Annotated in this window: 17 protein-coding genes; 8 read left to right on the top strand and 9 right to left on the bottom strand. The window is 67.6% G+C overall.

All coding sequences use genetic code 11. The features are described 5' to 3' along the window. Window positions 1-62 precede the first annotated feature (62 nt). The 5 genes from sigM to ACTWQN_RS22380 all read left to right on the top strand — a co-directional run bounded on the left by sigM (window position 63) and on the right by ACTWQN_RS22380 (window position 4,520). Entirely contained in the window at window positions 63-671 is a 609-nt protein-coding gene (gene sigM / locus ACTWQN_RS22400) for an RNA polymerase sigma factor SigM (RefSeq protein ID WP_443205483.1), read from the top strand. After that, complete coding sequence (locus tag ACTWQN_RS22395) at window positions 668-1,447, top strand: RsmA family anti-sigma factor (RefSeq protein WP_443205482.1); 780 nt, start codon at window positions 668-670, stop codon at window positions 1,445-1,447. The genes sigM and ACTWQN_RS22395 overlap by 4 nt, the downstream gene beginning before the upstream one ends. A gap of 268 nt (window positions 1,448-1,715) precedes the next feature. After that, the gene (gene trxB / locus ACTWQN_RS22390; protein WP_443205481.1) at window positions 1,716-2,714 is read left to right on the top strand and encodes a thioredoxin-disulfide reductase; all 999 of its coding nucleotides are present in this window, start codon (window positions 1,716-1,718) and stop codon (window positions 2,712-2,714) included. Window positions 2,715-2,748: 34 nt separating this feature from the next. Beyond that, complete coding sequence (gene trxA, locus ACTWQN_RS22385; protein WP_443205480.1) at window positions 2,749-3,081, top strand: thioredoxin; 333 nt, start codon at window positions 2,749-2,751, stop codon at window positions 3,079-3,081. Window positions 3,082-3,371: 290 nt separating this feature from the next. After that, the gene (locus ACTWQN_RS22380) at window positions 3,372-4,520 is read left to right on the top strand and encodes an N-acetylmuramoyl-L-alanine amidase (RefSeq protein WP_443205479.1); all 1,149 of its coding nucleotides are present in this window, start codon (window positions 3,372-3,374) and stop codon (window positions 4,518-4,520) included. Between the two features lie 90 nt (window positions 4,521-4,610). Here ACTWQN_RS22380 and ACTWQN_RS22375 read toward each other — a convergent pair whose 3' ends face one another. Continuing rightward, entirely contained in the window at window positions 4,611-5,237 is a 627-nt protein-coding gene (locus tag ACTWQN_RS22375; RefSeq protein WP_443205478.1) for a GNAT family N-acetyltransferase, read from the bottom strand. Between the two features lie 289 nt (window positions 5,238-5,526). On the opposite strand from ACTWQN_RS22375, the gene ACTWQN_RS22370 reads away from it, so the two are divergent. Together ACTWQN_RS22370 and ACTWQN_RS22365 are read left to right on the top strand one after the other, a co-directional pair. Next, window positions 5,527-6,870, top strand: a complete 1,344-nt coding sequence (locus ACTWQN_RS22370) for an aminotransferase-like domain-containing protein (protein WP_443205477.1) — start codon at window positions 5,527-5,529, stop codon at window positions 6,868-6,870. Between the two features lie 172 nt (window positions 6,871-7,042). Beyond that, entirely contained in the window at window positions 7,043-7,993 is a 951-nt protein-coding gene (locus ACTWQN_RS22365; protein ID WP_443205476.1) for a D-alanine--D-alanine ligase family protein, read from the top strand. 121 nt (window positions 7,994-8,114) lie between these two features. On the opposite strand, the gene ACTWQN_RS22360 is transcribed toward ACTWQN_RS22365, so the two are convergent. The 8 genes from ACTWQN_RS22360 to rpmH all read right to left on the bottom strand — a co-directional run bounded on the left by ACTWQN_RS22360 (window position 8,115) and on the right by rpmH (window position 13,584). Then, window positions 8,115-9,101 carry a ParB/RepB/Spo0J family partition protein gene (locus ACTWQN_RS22360; protein ID WP_443205475.1) on the bottom strand — a complete coding sequence of 329 codons (987 nt, stop codon included), beginning with the start codon at window positions 9,099-9,101 and terminating at the stop codon, window positions 8,115-8,117. Continuing rightward, a complete protein-coding gene (locus tag ACTWQN_RS22355) occupies window positions 9,098-10,042 on the bottom strand; it encodes a ParA family protein (protein WP_443205474.1) in 945 nt (314 codons plus the stop codon). The genes ACTWQN_RS22360 and ACTWQN_RS22355 overlap by 4 nt, the downstream gene beginning before the upstream one ends. A 53-nt stretch (window positions 10,043-10,095) precedes the next feature. After that, window positions 10,096-10,794 carry a 16S rRNA (guanine(527)-N(7))-methyltransferase RsmG gene (rsmG, locus tag ACTWQN_RS22350; protein WP_443205473.1) on the bottom strand — a complete coding sequence of 233 codons (699 nt, stop codon included), beginning with the start codon at window positions 10,792-10,794 and terminating at the stop codon, window positions 10,096-10,098. Window positions 10,795-11,102: 308 nt separating this feature from the next. Then, complete coding sequence (locus ACTWQN_RS22345) at window positions 11,103-11,654, bottom strand: Jag family protein (protein WP_443205472.1); 552 nt, start codon at window positions 11,652-11,654, stop codon at window positions 11,103-11,105. Window positions 11,655-11,687: 33 nt separating this feature from the next. Then, entirely contained in the window at window positions 11,688-12,635 is a 948-nt protein-coding gene (gene yidC / locus ACTWQN_RS22340) for a membrane protein insertase YidC (protein WP_443205471.1), read from the bottom strand. 5 nt (window positions 12,636-12,640) lie between these two features. Continuing rightward, the gene (gene yidD / locus ACTWQN_RS22335) at window positions 12,641-12,979 is read right to left on the bottom strand and encodes a membrane protein insertion efficiency factor YidD (RefSeq protein ID WP_443205470.1); all 339 of its coding nucleotides are present in this window, start codon (window positions 12,977-12,979) and stop codon (window positions 12,641-12,643) included. Then, window positions 12,979-13,428, bottom strand: a complete 450-nt coding sequence (rnpA, locus tag ACTWQN_RS22330) for a ribonuclease P protein component (RefSeq protein WP_443205469.1) — start codon at window positions 13,426-13,428, stop codon at window positions 12,979-12,981. Before rnpA ends, yidD begins: the two co-directional genes overlap by 1 nt. A gap of 12 nt (window positions 13,429-13,440) precedes the next feature. Beyond that, window positions 13,441-13,584, bottom strand: a complete 144-nt coding sequence (rpmH, locus tag ACTWQN_RS22325; RefSeq protein WP_443205468.1) for a 50S ribosomal protein L34 — start codon at window positions 13,582-13,584, stop codon at window positions 13,441-13,443. Window positions 13,585-14,297: 713 nt separating this feature from the next. On the opposite strand from rpmH, the gene dnaA reads away from it, so the two are divergent. Next, window positions 14,298-16,025, top strand: coding sequence for a chromosomal replication initiator protein DnaA (dnaA, locus tag ACTWQN_RS22320; protein WP_443205467.1), 1,728 nt, complete (start codon window positions 14,298-14,300; stop codon window positions 16,023-16,025). Window positions 16,026-17,361 lie beyond the last annotated feature (1,336 nt).

Raw genomic sequence — 17,361 nt, 5'->3', positions numbered from 1 at the left:
TAATGCACCACTCGTCAGTGTGGCGGATGTGCTGGTTCTCACGATTAGTAGAGTTCTGAGCCGTGTCTGTCCCCGTCAGCTCGGACGCCGAACTCATCGCGGCGCATACCAATGGAGATCCGCACGCGTTCTCCGAGCTCTTCCGCCGACATCGGGATCGGCTGTGGGCGGTGGCGCTGCGGACCATGCGCGATCACGAAGAGGCCGCCGATGCGCTTCAGGACGCGATGATCTCGGCATTCCGCAACGCCTCGTCGTTCCGCGCCGAATCCCAGGTCACCACGTGGCTGCATCGGATCGTGGTGAACGCCTGCCTGGACCGGATCCGCCGTCGCCAGGCCAGGCCGACCGTACCGCTGCCGGAAACCGGTCCCACCGAACCGGCGGTGCCCCGCGACGCCATCGACGAGCAGGACACCAGGATGGCCGTCCAGGATGCGCTCGCCGAGCTCCCCGAAGATCAACGGTCCGCGATCGTGTTAGTGGACGTGGAGGGATACTCCGTGGCGGAGACATCGGCGATCTTGGGCGTCGCCGAGGGGACGGTCAAGAGCCGGTGCGCTCGCGGCCGATCCAAACTAGCCAAACTTCTGGGGCACCTGCGGAACCCAAGTGCAGATGCGAACGTCCCAGATGACGCGATGGCCATGCGTCGACGGGAGGGACGATGAGTGGTGAACAACGGCGCACGGGGGCGCCGCAGGGGCCACCTTGGTCCCTGGACCTACTGGCCGATCTCCACGCGGGAGTACTGGACCAGCAGACCGCTGATCAACTGCGGGTGCAGGTCGAGGACGACCCGGAGGCCAGCGAGATCCTGGCGGCGCTGGACGCCACCAGTTCGGATCTCGCAGCGCTGCCGCCGTTGACGATCCCCGACGACGTTTCGGCCCGCATCGACGCCGCGCTGGAGAACGAGGTGCGCGCCTGGGCACAGCAGCAGGGCGCACCCGCCGCACCGCCTGCCACCGCGGGCGGCCAGGTGATCGACTTCGCGGCGGCCAAGCAGCGCCGCCGACGCCGCTACACGCTGGGTGCCGGACTGGTCGGGGTGGCCGCCGCGGCGGCCGCCGTGGTCTTCTCGGTCCTGCCCAGCACGGATTCCGGTGGCGACCAAGCGCAGTCCAGCGCCACACCGCCAGCCGTACCGCCGCTGGCACTGCAGGGTGAGCAGGTGCAGCTGGACGGCGAGCAGTTCGCCGAACTGCTCAAGACCGAGCAGTACAGCAGCGCGCTGGCCGACCCGCAGCAGCTCATCGGCTGCCTGCAGGCCAACGGCGTCAACGGCGGCAAACCGCTCGGAGCGCGGGAGATCACGCTCAACGGGCGACCCGCCCAACTGCTGATCCTGCCCGGCGGCCTCGGCCAGTTCCGGCTATTAGCGGTCGGCCCCGAGTGCGGCCCAGGAAACCCAGCAACCATCTCGGACTCCACATTCGGCGGCTGAAGACCGGCCCTTGAACTCGCTTCGCTTTGCGCGGGTGGCGATGCGGGTGCCGCAGGTGGGCTAAGCGACTACGCCGCTTCGAAGAAAAAGATCAAGGCAGATCCCCAGGCCGCTTGCTTCGGCTCCCGTACCGCCAGACGGGAGCCGACTTCGGTGTGCCCTGGAGCACGGCGTCGACTTGGTCGGGAACAGAGCCGAATAGGATCGCGTTGACCCGAGTACGGTCGCGCGCCCAGCGCGGCGGTGACGCAACGATGGAAGGGGCGCGGTGACTGGCGACGTCCGCAACGTGATCATCGTGGGCTCTGGCCCAGCCGGATACACCGCCGCGGTTTATGCCGCGCGGGCTGAGCTCGAACCACTGGTTTTCGAGGGGACCCAGTTCGGTGGCGCGCTGATGACCACCACCGATGTGGAGAACTACCCCGGCTTCCGGGACGGGATCATGGGCCCCGACCTCATGGAGCAGATGCGCGCCCAGGCCGAACGCTTCGGCGCTGAGCTGCGCGCCGAGGACGTCGAGCGCCTCGATCTGACCAGTGAGAAGAACACCGGGGTCAAGTCCGTGTTCGCCAATGGGGTGGAGTACCGCGCCAAGACCGTGATCCTGGCGATGGGTGCCGCTGCCCGCTACCTCGGCGTGCCCGGTGAGGAGAAGTTGCTGGGACGCGGTGTGTCGGCCTGCGCCACCTGCGACGGGTTCTTCTTCCGCGACCAGGACATCGCGGTCATCGGCGGCGGTGACTCGGCGATGGAGGAGGCCACCTTCCTGACCCGCTTCGCCCGGTCGGTGACGATCATCCACCGCCGCGAGGAGTTCCGCGCCTCCAAGATCATGCTGGAACGGGCCCGGGCCAACGAGAAGATCAAGTGGCTGACGAACAAGCTGGTGACGGAGGTCGTCGGCGACACCACCGTCGGTGCCCTGAAGCTGCGCGACACGGTCACCGGTGAGATCTCCGATCTGGAGGTTACCGGCATGTTCGTCGCGATCGGTCACGACCCGCGCAGCCAGCTGGTGCGCGAGCAGGTCACCGTCGACGACGAGGGCTACGTGCAGGTCCAGCAGCCCACCACGCACACCGGCATCCCCGGCGTCTTCGCCGCTGGCGACCTGGTGGACCACACCTACCGGCAGGCGGTCACCGCAGCCGGATCCGGCTGCGCCGCGGCCATCGACGCCGAACGCTGGCTCGCCGAACACGAGACCGCAGCCGCCGAGCTGGCCTCCGAACTCGTCGGCGGCGGCTACGGCTCTTCGCACTGAGCTGGCAATCTGACCTACCAAGAGGGAGAGAAACATGGCCGACGCCAAGAACACGGTGGTCGTGGACGCCGATACGTTCAAGAGCAAGGTCCTGGAAAGCGACAAGCCCGTGCTGGTGGACTTCTGGGCCACTTGGTGCGGCCCGTGCAAGATGGTCGCTCCGGTGCTCGAAGAGATCGCCGCCGAGCACAAGGACAAGATCACCGTCGCCAAGCTGGACATCGACCAGAACCCCAGCGTGTCGCGGGACTACCAGGTGATGTCCATCCCGACGCTGCTGCTGTTCGACAAGGGCCAGCCGGTGAAGCAGATCGTCGGCGCCAAACCAAAGGCGGCACTGGTGTCGGACTTGTCCGACTACCTGTGAAATCGGACTCCATCTGACGCAACCGAATAACGCGGTCCCGCCGTCTCGTCGATAGGACAGTGACGGCGGGACCGTGTTTTTTCGCGTACCGCACGAGATCGCCCACTCACGGGCCGTTGTCGCACGTCCGACCCGGTGCCCGTGGGCCGCAGCGCCGGGTCCCGGCACACAAGGCACAATGACCCGACGGGTCCGCCTTCCGGGCCCGGCACGCAGAACAGGACCCCGGGGCATTCCCGGCCATCCTCCGCGTCGGTGCCAAACCGGCGCCTGAATCGAGCGAGGAGTGCATGCAGCTGCTCCACCGCGGTGACGTCGGTCCGGCCGTTGCCGAGATCAAGAACACTCTTGCGACGCTGGGTCTGCTACCGGCCAACGGCCGGACAGGCCCGGTGATCTTTGATGAAGCGGTGGAACAGGCGGTCCGGGTCTTCCAGCAACAACGCGGGTTGATCACCGACGGAGTCGTCGGTCCGGCGACCTACCGGGCGCTGACGGACGCGCGCTGGCGGCTCGGGGATCGCTCGCTGGCGTTCCTGGTGTCCAAGCCGATCAGCGGCGACGACGTCTTCGCGTTGCAGGAGCGGCTGCTGGAGCTGGGCTACGACGCGGGCCGACCGGACGGCATCTTCGGCCGGGAGACCGAGCAGGCGCTGCGCAGCTTCCAACGGGACTACGGGCTGAACTCCGACGGCATCTGCGGGCCGGGCACCCTACGGGCCCTCAAACAGCTCGCACCGAAGGTCCGCGGTGGTCGCCCGGTGTTCCTGCGCGAGCAGGAGAAGGTGCGACGGGCCGGTCCGAGACTGCGCGGCAAGCGAATCGTGATCGATCCGGGACATGGCGGCCCGGATCGCGGAACCTGCATCGGCAACGTGCACGAGGCCGACCTGACCTGGGATCTGGCCCGCCGGTTGGAAGGCCGGATGGTCGCAACCGGGATGGAAGCGCTGATCACCCGCGGCCCCAACGCCAGCCCGCCGGACGCCGACCGCGCCGGGTTCGCCAACGAGGCCGGTGCCGACATGTTCCTGTCGCTGCACGTCGACTCCAATCCCTCACCGCTGGCCGAAGGCGTGGCGAGCTTCCACTTCGGCACCGGCAACGGCACCACCTCCACGGTGGGCGAGGCGCTGGCGGGCTTCCTGCAGCGCGAGATCGTCGCCCGGACCGGGCTGCGGGACTGCCACACCCACCCCAAGACCTGGGACGTGCTGCGGTTGACGCGGATGCCCGCGGTCCGGATGGAGATCGGTTACCTGACCAATGCGCGGGATCGCGGTCGGCTGCTGGACCCCGCCTTCCGGGACGTCGTCGCGGAAGGCCTGCTGGTCGCGGTCAAGCGGCTGTACCTGCTGGGCAAGGACGACCAGCCGACCGGCACCTTCACCTTCGACGATCTGCTGCGCCACGAACTCGCCCGCGCCGAAGGCGCCTGAAGGCCGCCAATTGGTTTCCCCATCGTGGAAGGACAGGGCTGGTCGACAGGTTGATTTGTCGACTTGGCGTCAAGGAAGCAAGGGGATTTGTCAGGCGCCGCCGACGATCGGTTCGGCCGTCTTGATCGTCACCGAGCTGAGCAGCCGCTCCAACGCGGCCTCGACGTCTTCCTTCCAGGAGATCGCGGTGCGCAGCTCAAGCCGCATGCGGGGCCACTTCGGGTGCGGCCGGACCGTTTTGAAACCGACCTGCTGCAGGAACCCGGCCGGAATCACGCAAGCCGCCGCCGAGCCCTCCAGGTCGCCGAAGGCCTCCACCGCCTTCACCCCGCGCCGCGTCAGGTCCTTCGCGACGTTCTGCACCAACACCCGGCCCAGGCCGCCGTGCTGGAACTCCGGCACCACGCGCAGCGCCGTCAGCAGCACCGCGTCCGCGCTCACCGGAGCGGTTGGGAAGGCCGTGGAGCGCGGCACGGCCGCTGGTGGCGCGTACATGGCATAGCCCGCCGGAACGCCGTCCACGTAGATGATGCGGCCGCAGGAACCCCACTCCAGCAGCACGCTGGAGACCCAAGCTTCCTTCTCCAGTTCGGTCTCGCCGAACTCCTCGGCCTGCTCCCGGACATGCGGCGCCAGCTCCCAAAAAATGCACCGACGACACTGCTGGGGCAGGTGGTCGAGGTTGTCCAGCGTGACGCCGACGACGCGTCGCGACACCTGACCTCCTGGAAACCCGCACGAACCCGCGCACTCCTCAGGCGCGGATGTGGTCAGGATAAGCCGCCACGCCTGGGCACCGAAAGCGCTAGAGCCCACCGAGCACACCTCGATGGGGTGAGATGGGTTACCGACAAATCTGCTCGGGAAGGCCCTTCCCCCTGTTGTGCGGGGTGCTGGTTACAGGTGCTCGTTACGCGGGGGGTGGGTCGCGGCGATAGCACCTATAGAATCGCCCGATCGCCCCCGAGAGGGCGAGCAGAGCGCACAACCGAAACCGGAGCGCGATATGTCGGATCACGGAAGCCAGCCGGCCACGCCGGAACAGCCCAGCCCGCCCGAGAAGCCCGCACGCAACCTGGACGCGTACCGGGCGCACTACGCCGAGCGGACCACCGGGATGACCGCCTCCGAGATCCGAGCTCTCTTCGCCGTCGCCAGCCGCCCCGAAGTGGTCTCGCTGGCGGGCGGCATGCCCAACCTAGCGGCGCTTCCGCTGGATTCGCTGGCCGCCGAGGTCGCCCGGCTGATCTCCGTCGACGGCCAGGTCGCGCTGCAGTACGGATCCGCGCACGGGGTGCCGGAACTGCGCGAGCAGATCTGCGAGGTCATGGCGCTGGAAGGGATCTCCGCCCACCCGGACGACGTGATGGTCACCGCAGGCTCCCAGATGGCCCTGGACATGGTCACCCGCATCTTCTGCGACCCGGGCGACGTCATCCTCGCCGAGGGACCGTCCTACGTCGGCGCGCTCGGCTCGTTCGCGGCGTACCAGGCCGAGGTCGTGCACGTCGCGATGGATGCCGACGGCCTGCAACCGTCCGCGCTGCGCGAGGCCATCGCCGAGGTGACCGCGCAGGGCAAGCGGATCAAGTTCCTCTACACCATCCCGAACTTCCACAACCCGGGCGGCATCACGCTGGCCGTGCCGCGGCGGGCCGAGATCCTGGAGATCTGCGCCCAGCACGGCATCCTGGTGGTGGAGGACAACCCGTACGGCCTGCTCGGCTTCGACGGCCAGCCGCATCCCGCGCTGCGCAGCATGGACGCGGACAACGTGGTCTACCTCGGCTCGTTCTCCAAGACCTTCGCCTCCGGCCTGCGGGTCGGCTGGGTGCTGGCACCGCACGCGGTCCGGGAGAAGCTGGTGCTGACCGCCGAGTCGGCCACCCTGTGCCCGCCCACGCTGAACCAGATGATCGTGTCCCGCTACCTGAGCACGCACGACTGGCAGGGGCAGATCAAGATCTTCCAGGAGCAGTACCGGGAGCGCCGCGACGCGATGCTCAGCGCGCTGGAGCAGTACATGCCGCCCGGTTGCACGTGGACTCGTCCGGACGGCGGCTTCTTCGTCTGGCTCACCGTGCCGGAGGGCGTGGACACCAAGGCGATGCTGCCGAGGGCGGTGACCCAACGCGTCGCGTACGTCTCGGGCACCGGGTTCTACCGCGACGGGTTCGGCAGTCGGCAGATGCGGTTGTCGTTCTGCTACCCGACGCCGGAGCGGATCCGCGAGGGCGTGCGACGGCTGGCGAACACGCTCACCGAGGAAATGGAGCTGGTCCGCACCTTCGGCACGGTGCCGCAGCGCAGCGTGCCGGGGCCGCAGGCCCCCGCACCCGACACCGCCTGAGCAGCCGTCCCCGAACTCGCTCCGCGCGGGCGGCGGTTGCTCGCCCAGCGTCGAAATGCGATCGGACACATCACACAGCCGATTCACGCGGGGCTCGACAATCGGTACGGTCCACTGTGCACAAGGAGTTCTCCCGTGCACAGTGGACTACTACTTTCCAGGGGTGTGCTGAGTGTCTGATCGCTGGGTTGCCGTGCTCGCCGGCGGGCTTTCGCACGAGCGCGAAGTGTCGTTGCGCTCCGGGCGTCGGTTGTCCGCCGCGCTGCGCTCGGTCGGCACGACCGTGGCGGAGTGGGACGCCGATGCCCGGCTGTTGTCCCGCATCGAGCAGGAGCGCCCCGACGCGGTCGTGGTCGCGCTCCACGGTGGGGAAGGGGAGAACGGCGCGGTGCAGGCGGTGCTGGAGCTGCTCGGCGTGCCCTACGTCGGCACCGGCCCGTACGCGTGCCGCCGGGCATGGGACAAGCCGACCGCGAAGGCCGAGCTGGCCCGCGCCGGACTGGCCACCCCGGACTGGGTGGCGCTGCCGCACGCGACCTTCCGCGAACTCGGCGCGCAAGCGGTGCTGGACGCGTTGGTCGCCAAGCTCGGTCTGCCGCTGATGCTCAAGCCGGACCAGGGCGGGTCGGCACTGGGCGCGCACGTGGTGCGCGACGCCGCGGAACTGCCGTCGGCGATGGTGGGTGCGCTGTCCTACGGGGACGCAGTGCTCGTCGAGCGGTTCGTGGCGGGCACCGAGGTGGCGATCACCGTCATCGATGGGCCGGACGGTCCGGAGGCGCTGCCCGCGGTGCAGATCGAACCGGCGGATGGCGTCTACGACTACACGGCTCGATACACCGCCGGACTCACCAGCTACCACGCACCGGCCGAGGTCGCGCCGGAAGTAGCTGCCGCCGCGGGCCAGCTGGCGATCGCCGCGCATCGACTGCTCGGCCTGCGCGACGTCTCCCGGACGGACGCGATCATCGACCGGAACGGCACGCCGCACTTCCTGGAAGTCAACGTGTCCCCCGGACTGACCGAGACCTCACTGTTGCCGATGGCGGTCGAGGCGGCGGGTCGATCACTGGGCGAAGTTTTCGCGACGCTCATCGAGCGCGCCATCTCGCGGTCGCGATGATCCGCCGTTTCACGTGAAACAGACGGGCCCGGTCTCGACGGAGACCGGGCCCATTTTTCGACACGCTATGCGGTTGATTCGTTGCAGATTGTGATCGTCACCGTGACGAAAGGCCACGGTGTCATTGATCGCGGATTTCTCGCGCCTGATCACCCAAGATCAACTCCGCCACCCGCTCAAGATCGTCGATCGAGCCGAACTCCACGACGATCCGACCTTTCCGCCGCCCTCGCTCCACTTTGACCGTCGTGTCGAAGTGGTTGGACAGCCGCTCGGCGAGCCGATCGAAGCCAGGGGCTTGGATCTCCTTCTTCGCCGCTGGCTTCTCCTTCGCCGGAGCCGCCGACTTCTGCAGAGTCACCGCTTCTTCCGTCGCCCGGACCGACATGCCCTCCGCGACGATCCGCTTGGCGAGATCCTCCTGGTTCCCGGCATCGTCCAGGCCGAGCAGGGCTCGGGCATGTCCGGCCGAGAGCACCCCGGCTGCCACCCGCCGCTGCACCGGCATCGGCAGGCGCAGCAGTCGGATGGTGTTGGTGATGACCGGACGGCTGCGGCCGATCCGGTCGGCCAGCTGATCATGCGTCACACCGAACTCCTCCAGCAGCTGCTGGTAGGCCGACGCCTCTTCGAGCGGATTGAGCTGCACCCGGTGGATGTTCTCCAGCAAGGCATCCCGCAGCAGTTCGTCGTCCTGGGTCTTGCGAACGATCGCCGGGATGAAATCCAGCCCGGCCAGCTGGGAAGCGCGCCACCGCCGCTCACCCATGATCAGCTCGAACTGGTCTGTTTCCAGCTCGCGCACCACGATGGGCTGCATAAGACCGAACTCGCGGATGGAGTGCTGCAGTTCGCGCAGCGCCTCCTCGTCGAACACCTGACGCGGTTGCTTCGGGTTCGGCGTGATCGAGGAGATGGCGATCTCGCGGTACACCGCACCGGCCACAGTCCCGCCGGTTTCACGTGAAACCGACTCTTCTGCGGGCTCGGTCGGCCGCGGCCCGCGCAACACGGGGCTGCGCAGCGCGGCGCCATCGACGCCCGCCGGGGGACCGCTCGGGATCAGCGCGGCGATACCGCGGCCAAGGCCACCTCGACGTTCGGTCATGCTGTTTTCCTCTCGGCACCACGCTCAGCGATCTCCCGCGCGGCGTCAAGGTAGCTCATCGCACCGCGCGAGCCCGGGTCGTAGGTCAATATGGTCTGAGCGAAGCCGGGCGCCTCGGAGATCTTCACGCTCCGCGGAATCACAGTGCGCAGCGTCAGGTCCCCGAAGTGCCCGCGCACCTCGGCGGTGACCTGGTCCGCCAGCTTGGTGCGCCCGTCGTACATGGTCAGCAGAATCGTCGACACCCACAGCGCCGGGTTCAAGTGCGACTGCACCAGCTCGATGTTGCGCAGCAGCTGGCCGAGCCCTTCAAGCGCGTAGTACTCGCACTGGATCGGGATCAGCACCTCGTGAGCAGCCACCAACGCGTTCACCGTGAGCAGGCCCAGCGACGGCGGGCAGTCCACGAAGATGTAGTCGGGGGCGAGCTGGTCCACCGCCTCGGAGTTCAGCGCCTCCTTCAACCGGCCCTCGCGAGCCACCATGGTGACGAGCTCGATCTCCGAACCCGCCAGGTCGATCGTCGCGGGCACGCACCACAGGTTGTTGGACTGGGTGCTCTGCGCAGCGGCATCCGCGACGCTGATCTCACCGAGCAGCACCTCGTACACCGAAGGCACGCCGGAGCGGTGCTCGACGCCCAACGCGGTGCTCGCGTTGCCCTGCGGGTCGAGGTCGATCACCAGCACGTTGAGCCCGTGCAGCGCGAGACCGGCTGCCAGGTTCACCGTGCTCGTCGTCTTGCCGACGCCGCCCTTCTGGTTGGCGACGGTGATGATCCGCCGATGCGTGGGGCGGGGGAGTTCCAGGGTGTCCGGGTGCAGCACCCGGGTCGCCCGCTGGGCCTCCTCCATGATCGGAGTCCAACCGATGTCGTCCCTGCCAAAGCTGCTCACCGGCGTCTCATCCGCCGGTCCGGAGGGGAACCGCAAACTGCCCATGGCACGCCCTCTCGTTTCACGTGAAACACGACCCGCTCCGTTTGACTCCGGATTCACCGTCCACGATCCTTTCTCGTTCGGCGCGCACCGTCACGACGCCGACCGGACGCACTTCGGGCCGCCGCGACCCGTTCCACCACGACGACGGTTGTCGGTACCTCTAGTACTCCGACACCGCATGACACAATTTCAGGGCCGCCACCACCGACCGCACTGATCGCTGCCGCATCCCGTTCGAGCTCCTCCGCCGCGCTGTCACCTTTCATGGCGAGCAGCCGGCCGCCCGGTCGCAGCAAGGGGAGACACCACTTAGCAAGCCGTTCCATCGGCGCCACGGCACGCACGGTCACGGCGTCCTGACCGGCCAGCCGTTCGCGCACCGGGCCCTCCTCGGCACGTCCACGCACCACCTCGACGGTGAGCGCCAACTCGGTGATGACTTCTTGCAACCACGCGACCCGTCGAGCCATTGGCTCCAACAGGGTCAGGTCGAGATCCGGGCGGGCGATCGCCAACGGGATGCCCGGCAACCCTGCCCCAGAGCCTACGTCCAACACCCGGCAGTTCGGGGGCAGCAACTCCGCAATAACCGCAGAGTTCAATAAATGTCTTTCCCAAAGCCGGTCAAGCTCCCGCGGACCGATCAATCCGCGGCGGATTCCGTGCTCCCGGAGCAGCTCCGCGAAGCCTTCCGCCAACGCCAACCGCTCACCGAATACGACCCGCGCCGCCGTCGGCGCACCCTCGGTCAAAGCATTCACCCCGTGTCGATGTTTCACGTGGAACCAGGTGGGTTCGCCTAAGCCTGCCGGATCGCGGTCCGCAGTCATACAGCAACCCGCGTTTCACGTGAAACCTCACCTATACGTTTCAGCGCCGAACTCTCTTTGCGGCGGCGCAGCCACTAGGCACGCCCGCGCAGCCCGTGCCGAAGATGGGGGAGGACCCAGGATCTCCATTCACTCACAGCAGGGTTGCGGCGAGGTTTCACGTGAAACGCACCCCGAATACAGCAGTGCCCCCGCAGGTCCGGCGACCTCGGGGGCACTGGGTGGTGATATCAGCTCTTGAAGACGACCACCTTGCGGTTGGGTTCCTCGCCTTCGCTTTCGCTGTGCACACCGTCGATCACCGCGACCGCGTCGTGGATGATCTTCCGCTCGAACGGCGTCATCGGCCGCATCCGAGCTTCCTTGCCGGACTCCAGCACGCCCTCCGCCGTCGAGCGACCGAGTTCGGTCAGTTCCCGCCGACGACCAGCCCGCCAGCCCGCGACGTCCAGCATCAGCCGACTGCGGACGCCGGTGTCCTGCTGCACCGCGAGCCGGGTCAACTCCTGAAGCGCTTCCAGCACCTGACCGCGACCGCCGACCAGCTTCTCCAGATCGTCGCCGCCGTCGATGCTCACCACCGCACGACCAGCTTCCACGTCGAGGTCGATGTCCCCGTCGTAGTCCAGCAGGTCGAGCAGCCGCTCCAGGTAGTCGCCCGCGACGTCACCTTCCTGCACCAGGAGGGCTTCGGTGTTCGACACCTCGGGCGCGGTCTCGGAAACAGCCTCGTCCTGGGGCTCGGCCGCGGACGGGCTCGACTCCTGCACGGTTTCAGACACTGGGTGTCTCCTCTCCAGGGTTCGCGGGCGAACTCACCGGGACTCGCCCGGCTTGTCCGCGTCACGAGAACGGTCTTCGATCACCCCGGGGATCTCACCGGGTTGGTCCTTGGTTGCCGGGTCCGCGGCACGGGCGCTGTCATCAGCGTCCGTGGCGGGCTCCACAGCAGTGGAGTTGATGACCGCGGGCGCGCCGGCCAGCGCAGCCTCCTCGCGGTCGATCCTGCGGTACACCACCCGCTGCTGACCCAGCGTCCAGAAGTTGTTGGCCAACCAGTACAGCAGAATCGCCAGCGGCAGGAACGGGCCGCCGATGATGGCGAACAACGGGAAGATCCACATCGTCAACCGGTTCATCATCGCCGCCTGCGGGGTCGACGCCGCGTCGGCGGTCTGCCGCTGCACCGAGTGTCGCGCGGTGAAGTGCGTGGCGATCGCCGCGGCGATCATCAGCGGCACACCCACCAGCAACATGTCCAGGCGGTCGGTGCCGAACATCGCCAGCACCTCGGGGGACTGGCTGATGGTGTTCGACAGCTTCGCGCCGAACAGGTCGGCGCTCACGAACGAGGCGACATCATCGGCGTCGAAGATGAAGTTCGACGGCGCACCCGGCTTGAACCCGTTGAGCACGTGGAAGAGCCCGATGAACACCGGGATCTGCACCAGCATCGGCAGGCAGCCGCTGATCGGGTTGAAGCCCTGCTCGGACTGCAGCTTCTGCATCTCCGCGGCCAGCTTCTGCCGGTCGTCGCCGTACTTCGCCTGCAACTCGCGGATCTGCGGCGCGAATTCCTGCATCTTCTTCATCGAGCGCATTTGGTGCACGAAGGGCTTGAACAGCAGCGCGCGCAGCGTGAAGACGAGGAACACGACGGCCAGCGCCCAGGCGTAGCCGCTGGCCGGATCGAGCATGAATCCGAACACCTTGTGCCAGAACCACAGAATGGCCGACACCGGGTAGTAGATGAAGTCCAGCACGCGGGCTACTCCTCGGCAGGTTTCTCAGGGGCGCGGGCACCGCTCGGGTCAACCGCTGCGGACCGCCCACGGGGTGGCGGCACCGGGTCCAGTCCTCCAGGGTGCCAGGGCCCGCAGCGCAGCAGTCTGCGCAGGGTAAGCCAGCCACCGCGGAACAGGCCGTGCACGGTGAGCGCCTCGACCGCATAAGTGCTGCAACTCGGGTAGAACCGGCAGGTCGGCGGCAGCAGCGGGGAGATCACTTTGCGGTAAACGTGCACCGGGCCGAGCAGTATCCAGGCGAGCGGGCTCGGGCGCCGAGCTGGGACGCGGAGCCTGTCGTCGTGCTCAAGGTCCGGAGCCATCACCTGGAACCTGTCGCTGGAACATCGGGGGCGAGGATGCGGAGCTTGCGCAACGCCGCATCGAGGTCCGCACCGAGTTCGCGGCTGGACGCATCCGATGCCGGAGGCAGGGCGCGGACCACCACCAGTGTGCCAGCGGGCAGCGCTGCCAGGCGGTCGCGCATCAGGTGTCGGAGGCGGCGGGTGACGCGGTGCCGAAGCACTGCTGTCCCCACTGCCTTGCTCACGACAAAACCCACCCGGGTCGAGACATCCGAATTCCGGGTGGGTGCCGTATTCGCATCGGCTGCCGGTGAGGTCCCGCCGCTGGCGCGGTGCGGGCCGGGGTCCCGTGCCTGGTCCGTACGCAGCGCGTGGACCACCAGACGGGATCTTCCGGCCCGGCGGCCACGACGGACCACCAGGCTGAACTCCTGGCTCCTGGTCAGCCGGGCTGCCGCGGGAAGCACGGCCGGACGCGATCAGGCAGTCAGCTGCGCGCGACCCCGGCGACGGCGTCCGGCCACGATGGCCCGGCCAGCCCGAGTGCGCATGCGCAGCCGGAAGCCGTGCTTCCTGGCACGGCGGCGGTTGTTCGGCTGGAAGGTGCGCTTGCCCTTGCTCACGGTCGGATCTCCCGGTTACTACAGGCACCGATGGCCACGGTGAACCACGGTTCGGTCAAGGTGTCCCCGTTTCGCGAGCCGCGGTCGCTACCTGTGCGGACAGCGGCGGTACCGAGCGGCGCACGACGCCGGAATTTCGGCGCAGCGACACGCCCGCTCAAGAAGCGAGGGACTGTACGAGACTACGCAGTGCCGACCGGGCACGCACAACCGGGGTCGTCGAGCAGGCGCACACGCTCGAATGCGGTCCGCGTGCCGGAGTTGGCACCGCCGGTTGCCGCGGGGTGCGCGGCGTGTGCTGAAGTCGGCGCGTGCAGAAGTCACGGTCCGGTCTCGAAAATCCGCGCGACCCGGCGGCGACCAGGCTGCCACATCCCGATCTTCCCGGCATCTTCGGGACACGCTTGTGACTGGGGCGCAGCCTTGTTAGCGTGCCCCCCTGCGATGTGCGGGCCGGTGGGTGGGAGCACTGGCCGTCGGAGGACATCTCGACCTCGATCGCAGCGGTACAGCAGCCCCAGGGGGGATCACCGCAGCGGCCTGCCGTACCTTCATACACAAGTTGTGGACAACTCTGTGGACACCTGCTCAGACGGGCGGTCACCGGAGTCTGGCCCCACCGTCCCGTGACACCGCCCCGCACCCGAGCACCGTGGGAGCCCGGCCCGGGACCGCATTGGGGGCTGCGCGAGCGAGGGGAGGGGAGCAAGGCGGTGTCCGACCACCAAGCCGATCTCGGTCGAGTTTGGGAAGAGGTGGTGCAGGAGCTGTCCTCCGGCACGCTCTCACCCCAACAACGCGCGTGGATGCGGGTAACCCGACCGATCGGGTTGCTGGACGGAACCGCATTGCTGGCCGCGCCCAGCGATTTCGCCAAAGAAGCCATCGAGCGCGCACTGCGCGACCCGATCACCGACGCGCTCTCCCGCCGACTCGGCCGCGAGGTGTCGTTGGCGGTGAAGGTGGACACCGCGGTTCCCGCCCCTACCCGGCCGGTCGCGGCACCCGCACCCGGCGATTCCTGGTCCGGCCGCGGCACTTCGGCCCCCTCCGATCCGCAGCCTTACCTCTCGGTGCCGGGCTTCAGCCGGACGGCCGAGACGTTCGGGTACACCGGATCGATCACCGGCTCGGTGCCCAGCACCGAAGGTCGGGCCGCCTCGCCGGAGAAGCCCGCCGAAATCGACTTCCCGACCGCCGAGTTCAAGTGGCCGGGCGGCGAGGCCGCGCAGCCGACGGAGTCCGACGGTGATGGCGAGCCGGACGCCGAAACCGAAACCGGTGCCGCCGAAGGCGAAACCAACGACAACGGCAGCGAGATCTGGCCGACCTTCGGCCGCGCCGGACAGCCGGGCGAGCCGCAGCAAGGCCAGCCGTTCACCGCGCCGAAGCATGCGCCGCCGACCTCGCAGACCCGGCTGAACTCGAAGTACACCTTCGACACCTTCGTCATCGGTTCCTCGAACCGGTTCGCGCACGCCGCCGCGGTGGCCGCCGCGGAAGCACCGGCCCGCGCGTACAACCCGTTGTTCATCTGGGGTGAGTCCGGGCTCGGCAAGACGCACCTGTTGCACGCGGTCGGGCACTACACGCAGCGGTTGTTCCCCGGGATGCGGGTTCGCTACGTGTCCACCGAGGAATTCACCAACGACTTCATCAACTCGCTGCGCGACGACCGGCAGGTGGCGTTCCAGCGCCGGTACCGCGACGTGGACGTGCTGCTGGTCGACGACATCCAGTTCTTGGAAGGCAAGGAAGGAACCCAGGAGGAGTTCTTCCACACCTTCAACACGCTGCACAACTCGAACAAGCAGATCGTGGTGTCCTCGGATCGGCCGCCGAAAGGGCTGCGCACCCTGGAGGACCGGCTGCGAACCCGGTTCGAGTGGGGGCTGATCACCGACATCCAGCCACCGGAGCTGGAGACGCGGATCGCGATTCTGCGCAAGAAGGCCGCGCAGGACCGGATGAATGCTCCGGCCGACGTGCTGGAGTTCATCGCCTCGCGCATCGAACGCAACATCCGCGAGCTGGAGGGGGCGTTGATCCGGGTCACCGCGTTCGCGTCGCTGAACCGGCAGCCGGTCGACCTGCAGCTTGCCGAAATCGTGCTGCGCGATCTCATCCCGGATTCGCAGACCCCGGAGATCACCCCGCCGACGATCATGGCGGTGACCGCGGACTACTTCGGCGTGACGATCGACGACCTGTGCGGGCCCGGCAAGACGAAGGCGCTGGCGCAGGCCAGGCAGATCGCGATGTATCTGTGCCGGGAGCTGACCGACTCGTCGCTGCCGAAGATCGGCCAGTACTTCGGCGGCCGGGACCACACCACGGTGATGTACGCGGACAAGAAGATCCGCAAGGAGATGGCCGAGCGGCGCCGCGTCTACGAGCACGTCCAGGAACTCACCGCTCGCATCAAACAGCAATCTCGCTGATCAACTCGCTCCCGCGCATCGGGCGATGCATCGACTACCGGCCGATGGAAGCAGTCGGATGCTCCGTTCGCGCAGCATCGGTTCCGGGTGCACGGACCTCTCGCCCGAAATACGCGGTCCGGAGCTTCGCCCTCTCAGACGCCCGCTGCGGGCCTGTCGCGGCGTTCCCGGTGTGATTCCCTACGGCTCGCACGACCGATCTTTCTGCTGACCCACCCCGCCGCGAGCCCTGTCCCGCGACAGAAACCCGCGCGCCGAACGCGGTCGGCCAACAGGTCCACCACCGCGCGCCAAGGCCGGAGCAAGGGAACCTTCCTGTCATCGGCGACAGGAAGGTTCCCTTGCTCTGCGGGCTCCGGCAGGCTCCCCCCGGCGTACTCGTCGGATGCGTCGGATGCGTTGAGATCTTTCTGTTGGACCGCGCTGCTGCGGCCAGACACCCCCGACAGAAAGGTTCTGGGCTCGCGTCGGCCACCGGAAGGGTCCGAATTCGGCGCACTTCGAAAGCTCGCCAGTGCCGCTCGGACAGCAAATCATCACGTTCCGAGGTTGATCAAGCGCGCTCCGCACTCGTCAGAAGGTCTTGGCGCGTCTGACTTTTCTGGCACCGCAGTGGTCTTCGCCTCACCCGGTCGGCAAAAAAGTCCACCGCTGGGCCAGCTGTCCACAGGTCCACTATCCCCAGGACTGACCTGGAGATTTCCCCAATCCATCCACATGCTGTGCACAAGCTGGACGGGGCTGCCCACAAGCCGGGGCCGGGTTGACCACAACGCTCCCACAGCTTTGCCCACAACCTGATCGGTGGAGAGGCCCAAAATCGGCCGGGGTTGGGTACAACCCGGCCGCCAGCTGTGGATGGAGCTGTGGACAACTGGGGGTGGTTGTGGATGAACTGAGATGGGGCAGAAGTTGTCCACCACCCGGTTGTCGCAATCCCCGGTTACATCCCGTGTTCATCCACACCAAGCCACGCCACCCGACCAGCCCAAACACCGGCTGTCCCCACAACCCACAGCCCTTACTACTACTGCGGTCATTTCTTTTCTTCTAAGAAAAAAGAAAAAAGAAGTAAGGCCCGGTGGATAAGTGGACAACTCGGCGGCGACCGCCAGGACGGTCTCGCGAAGTGCTCGGACCCGGATGCGGAGATCACGCAGCACGCTCTACGGTGGAACTCCCGCGAAAGCCGCTGGCGTGAACTTCAGGTCGAGCTCCGGGTCGACCCCACGTGCACGGCGCTCGTACGGGATCGCTTCGCCTGCGGTGCGGGTACGAAGCACACCGACCTGATGAGCTGCTTGCTCGCACAGTTCTCGGCAGCCGAGCCACGGCT

Source organism: Saccharopolyspora antiqui, from assembly GCF_052246905.1.
GTDB lineage: Bacteria > Actinomycetota > Actinomycetes > Mycobacteriales > Pseudonocardiaceae > Saccharopolyspora.
Note: the sequence above shows the minus strand (reverse complement) of the source record. Positions and strands in the feature narration are given on the sequence as shown.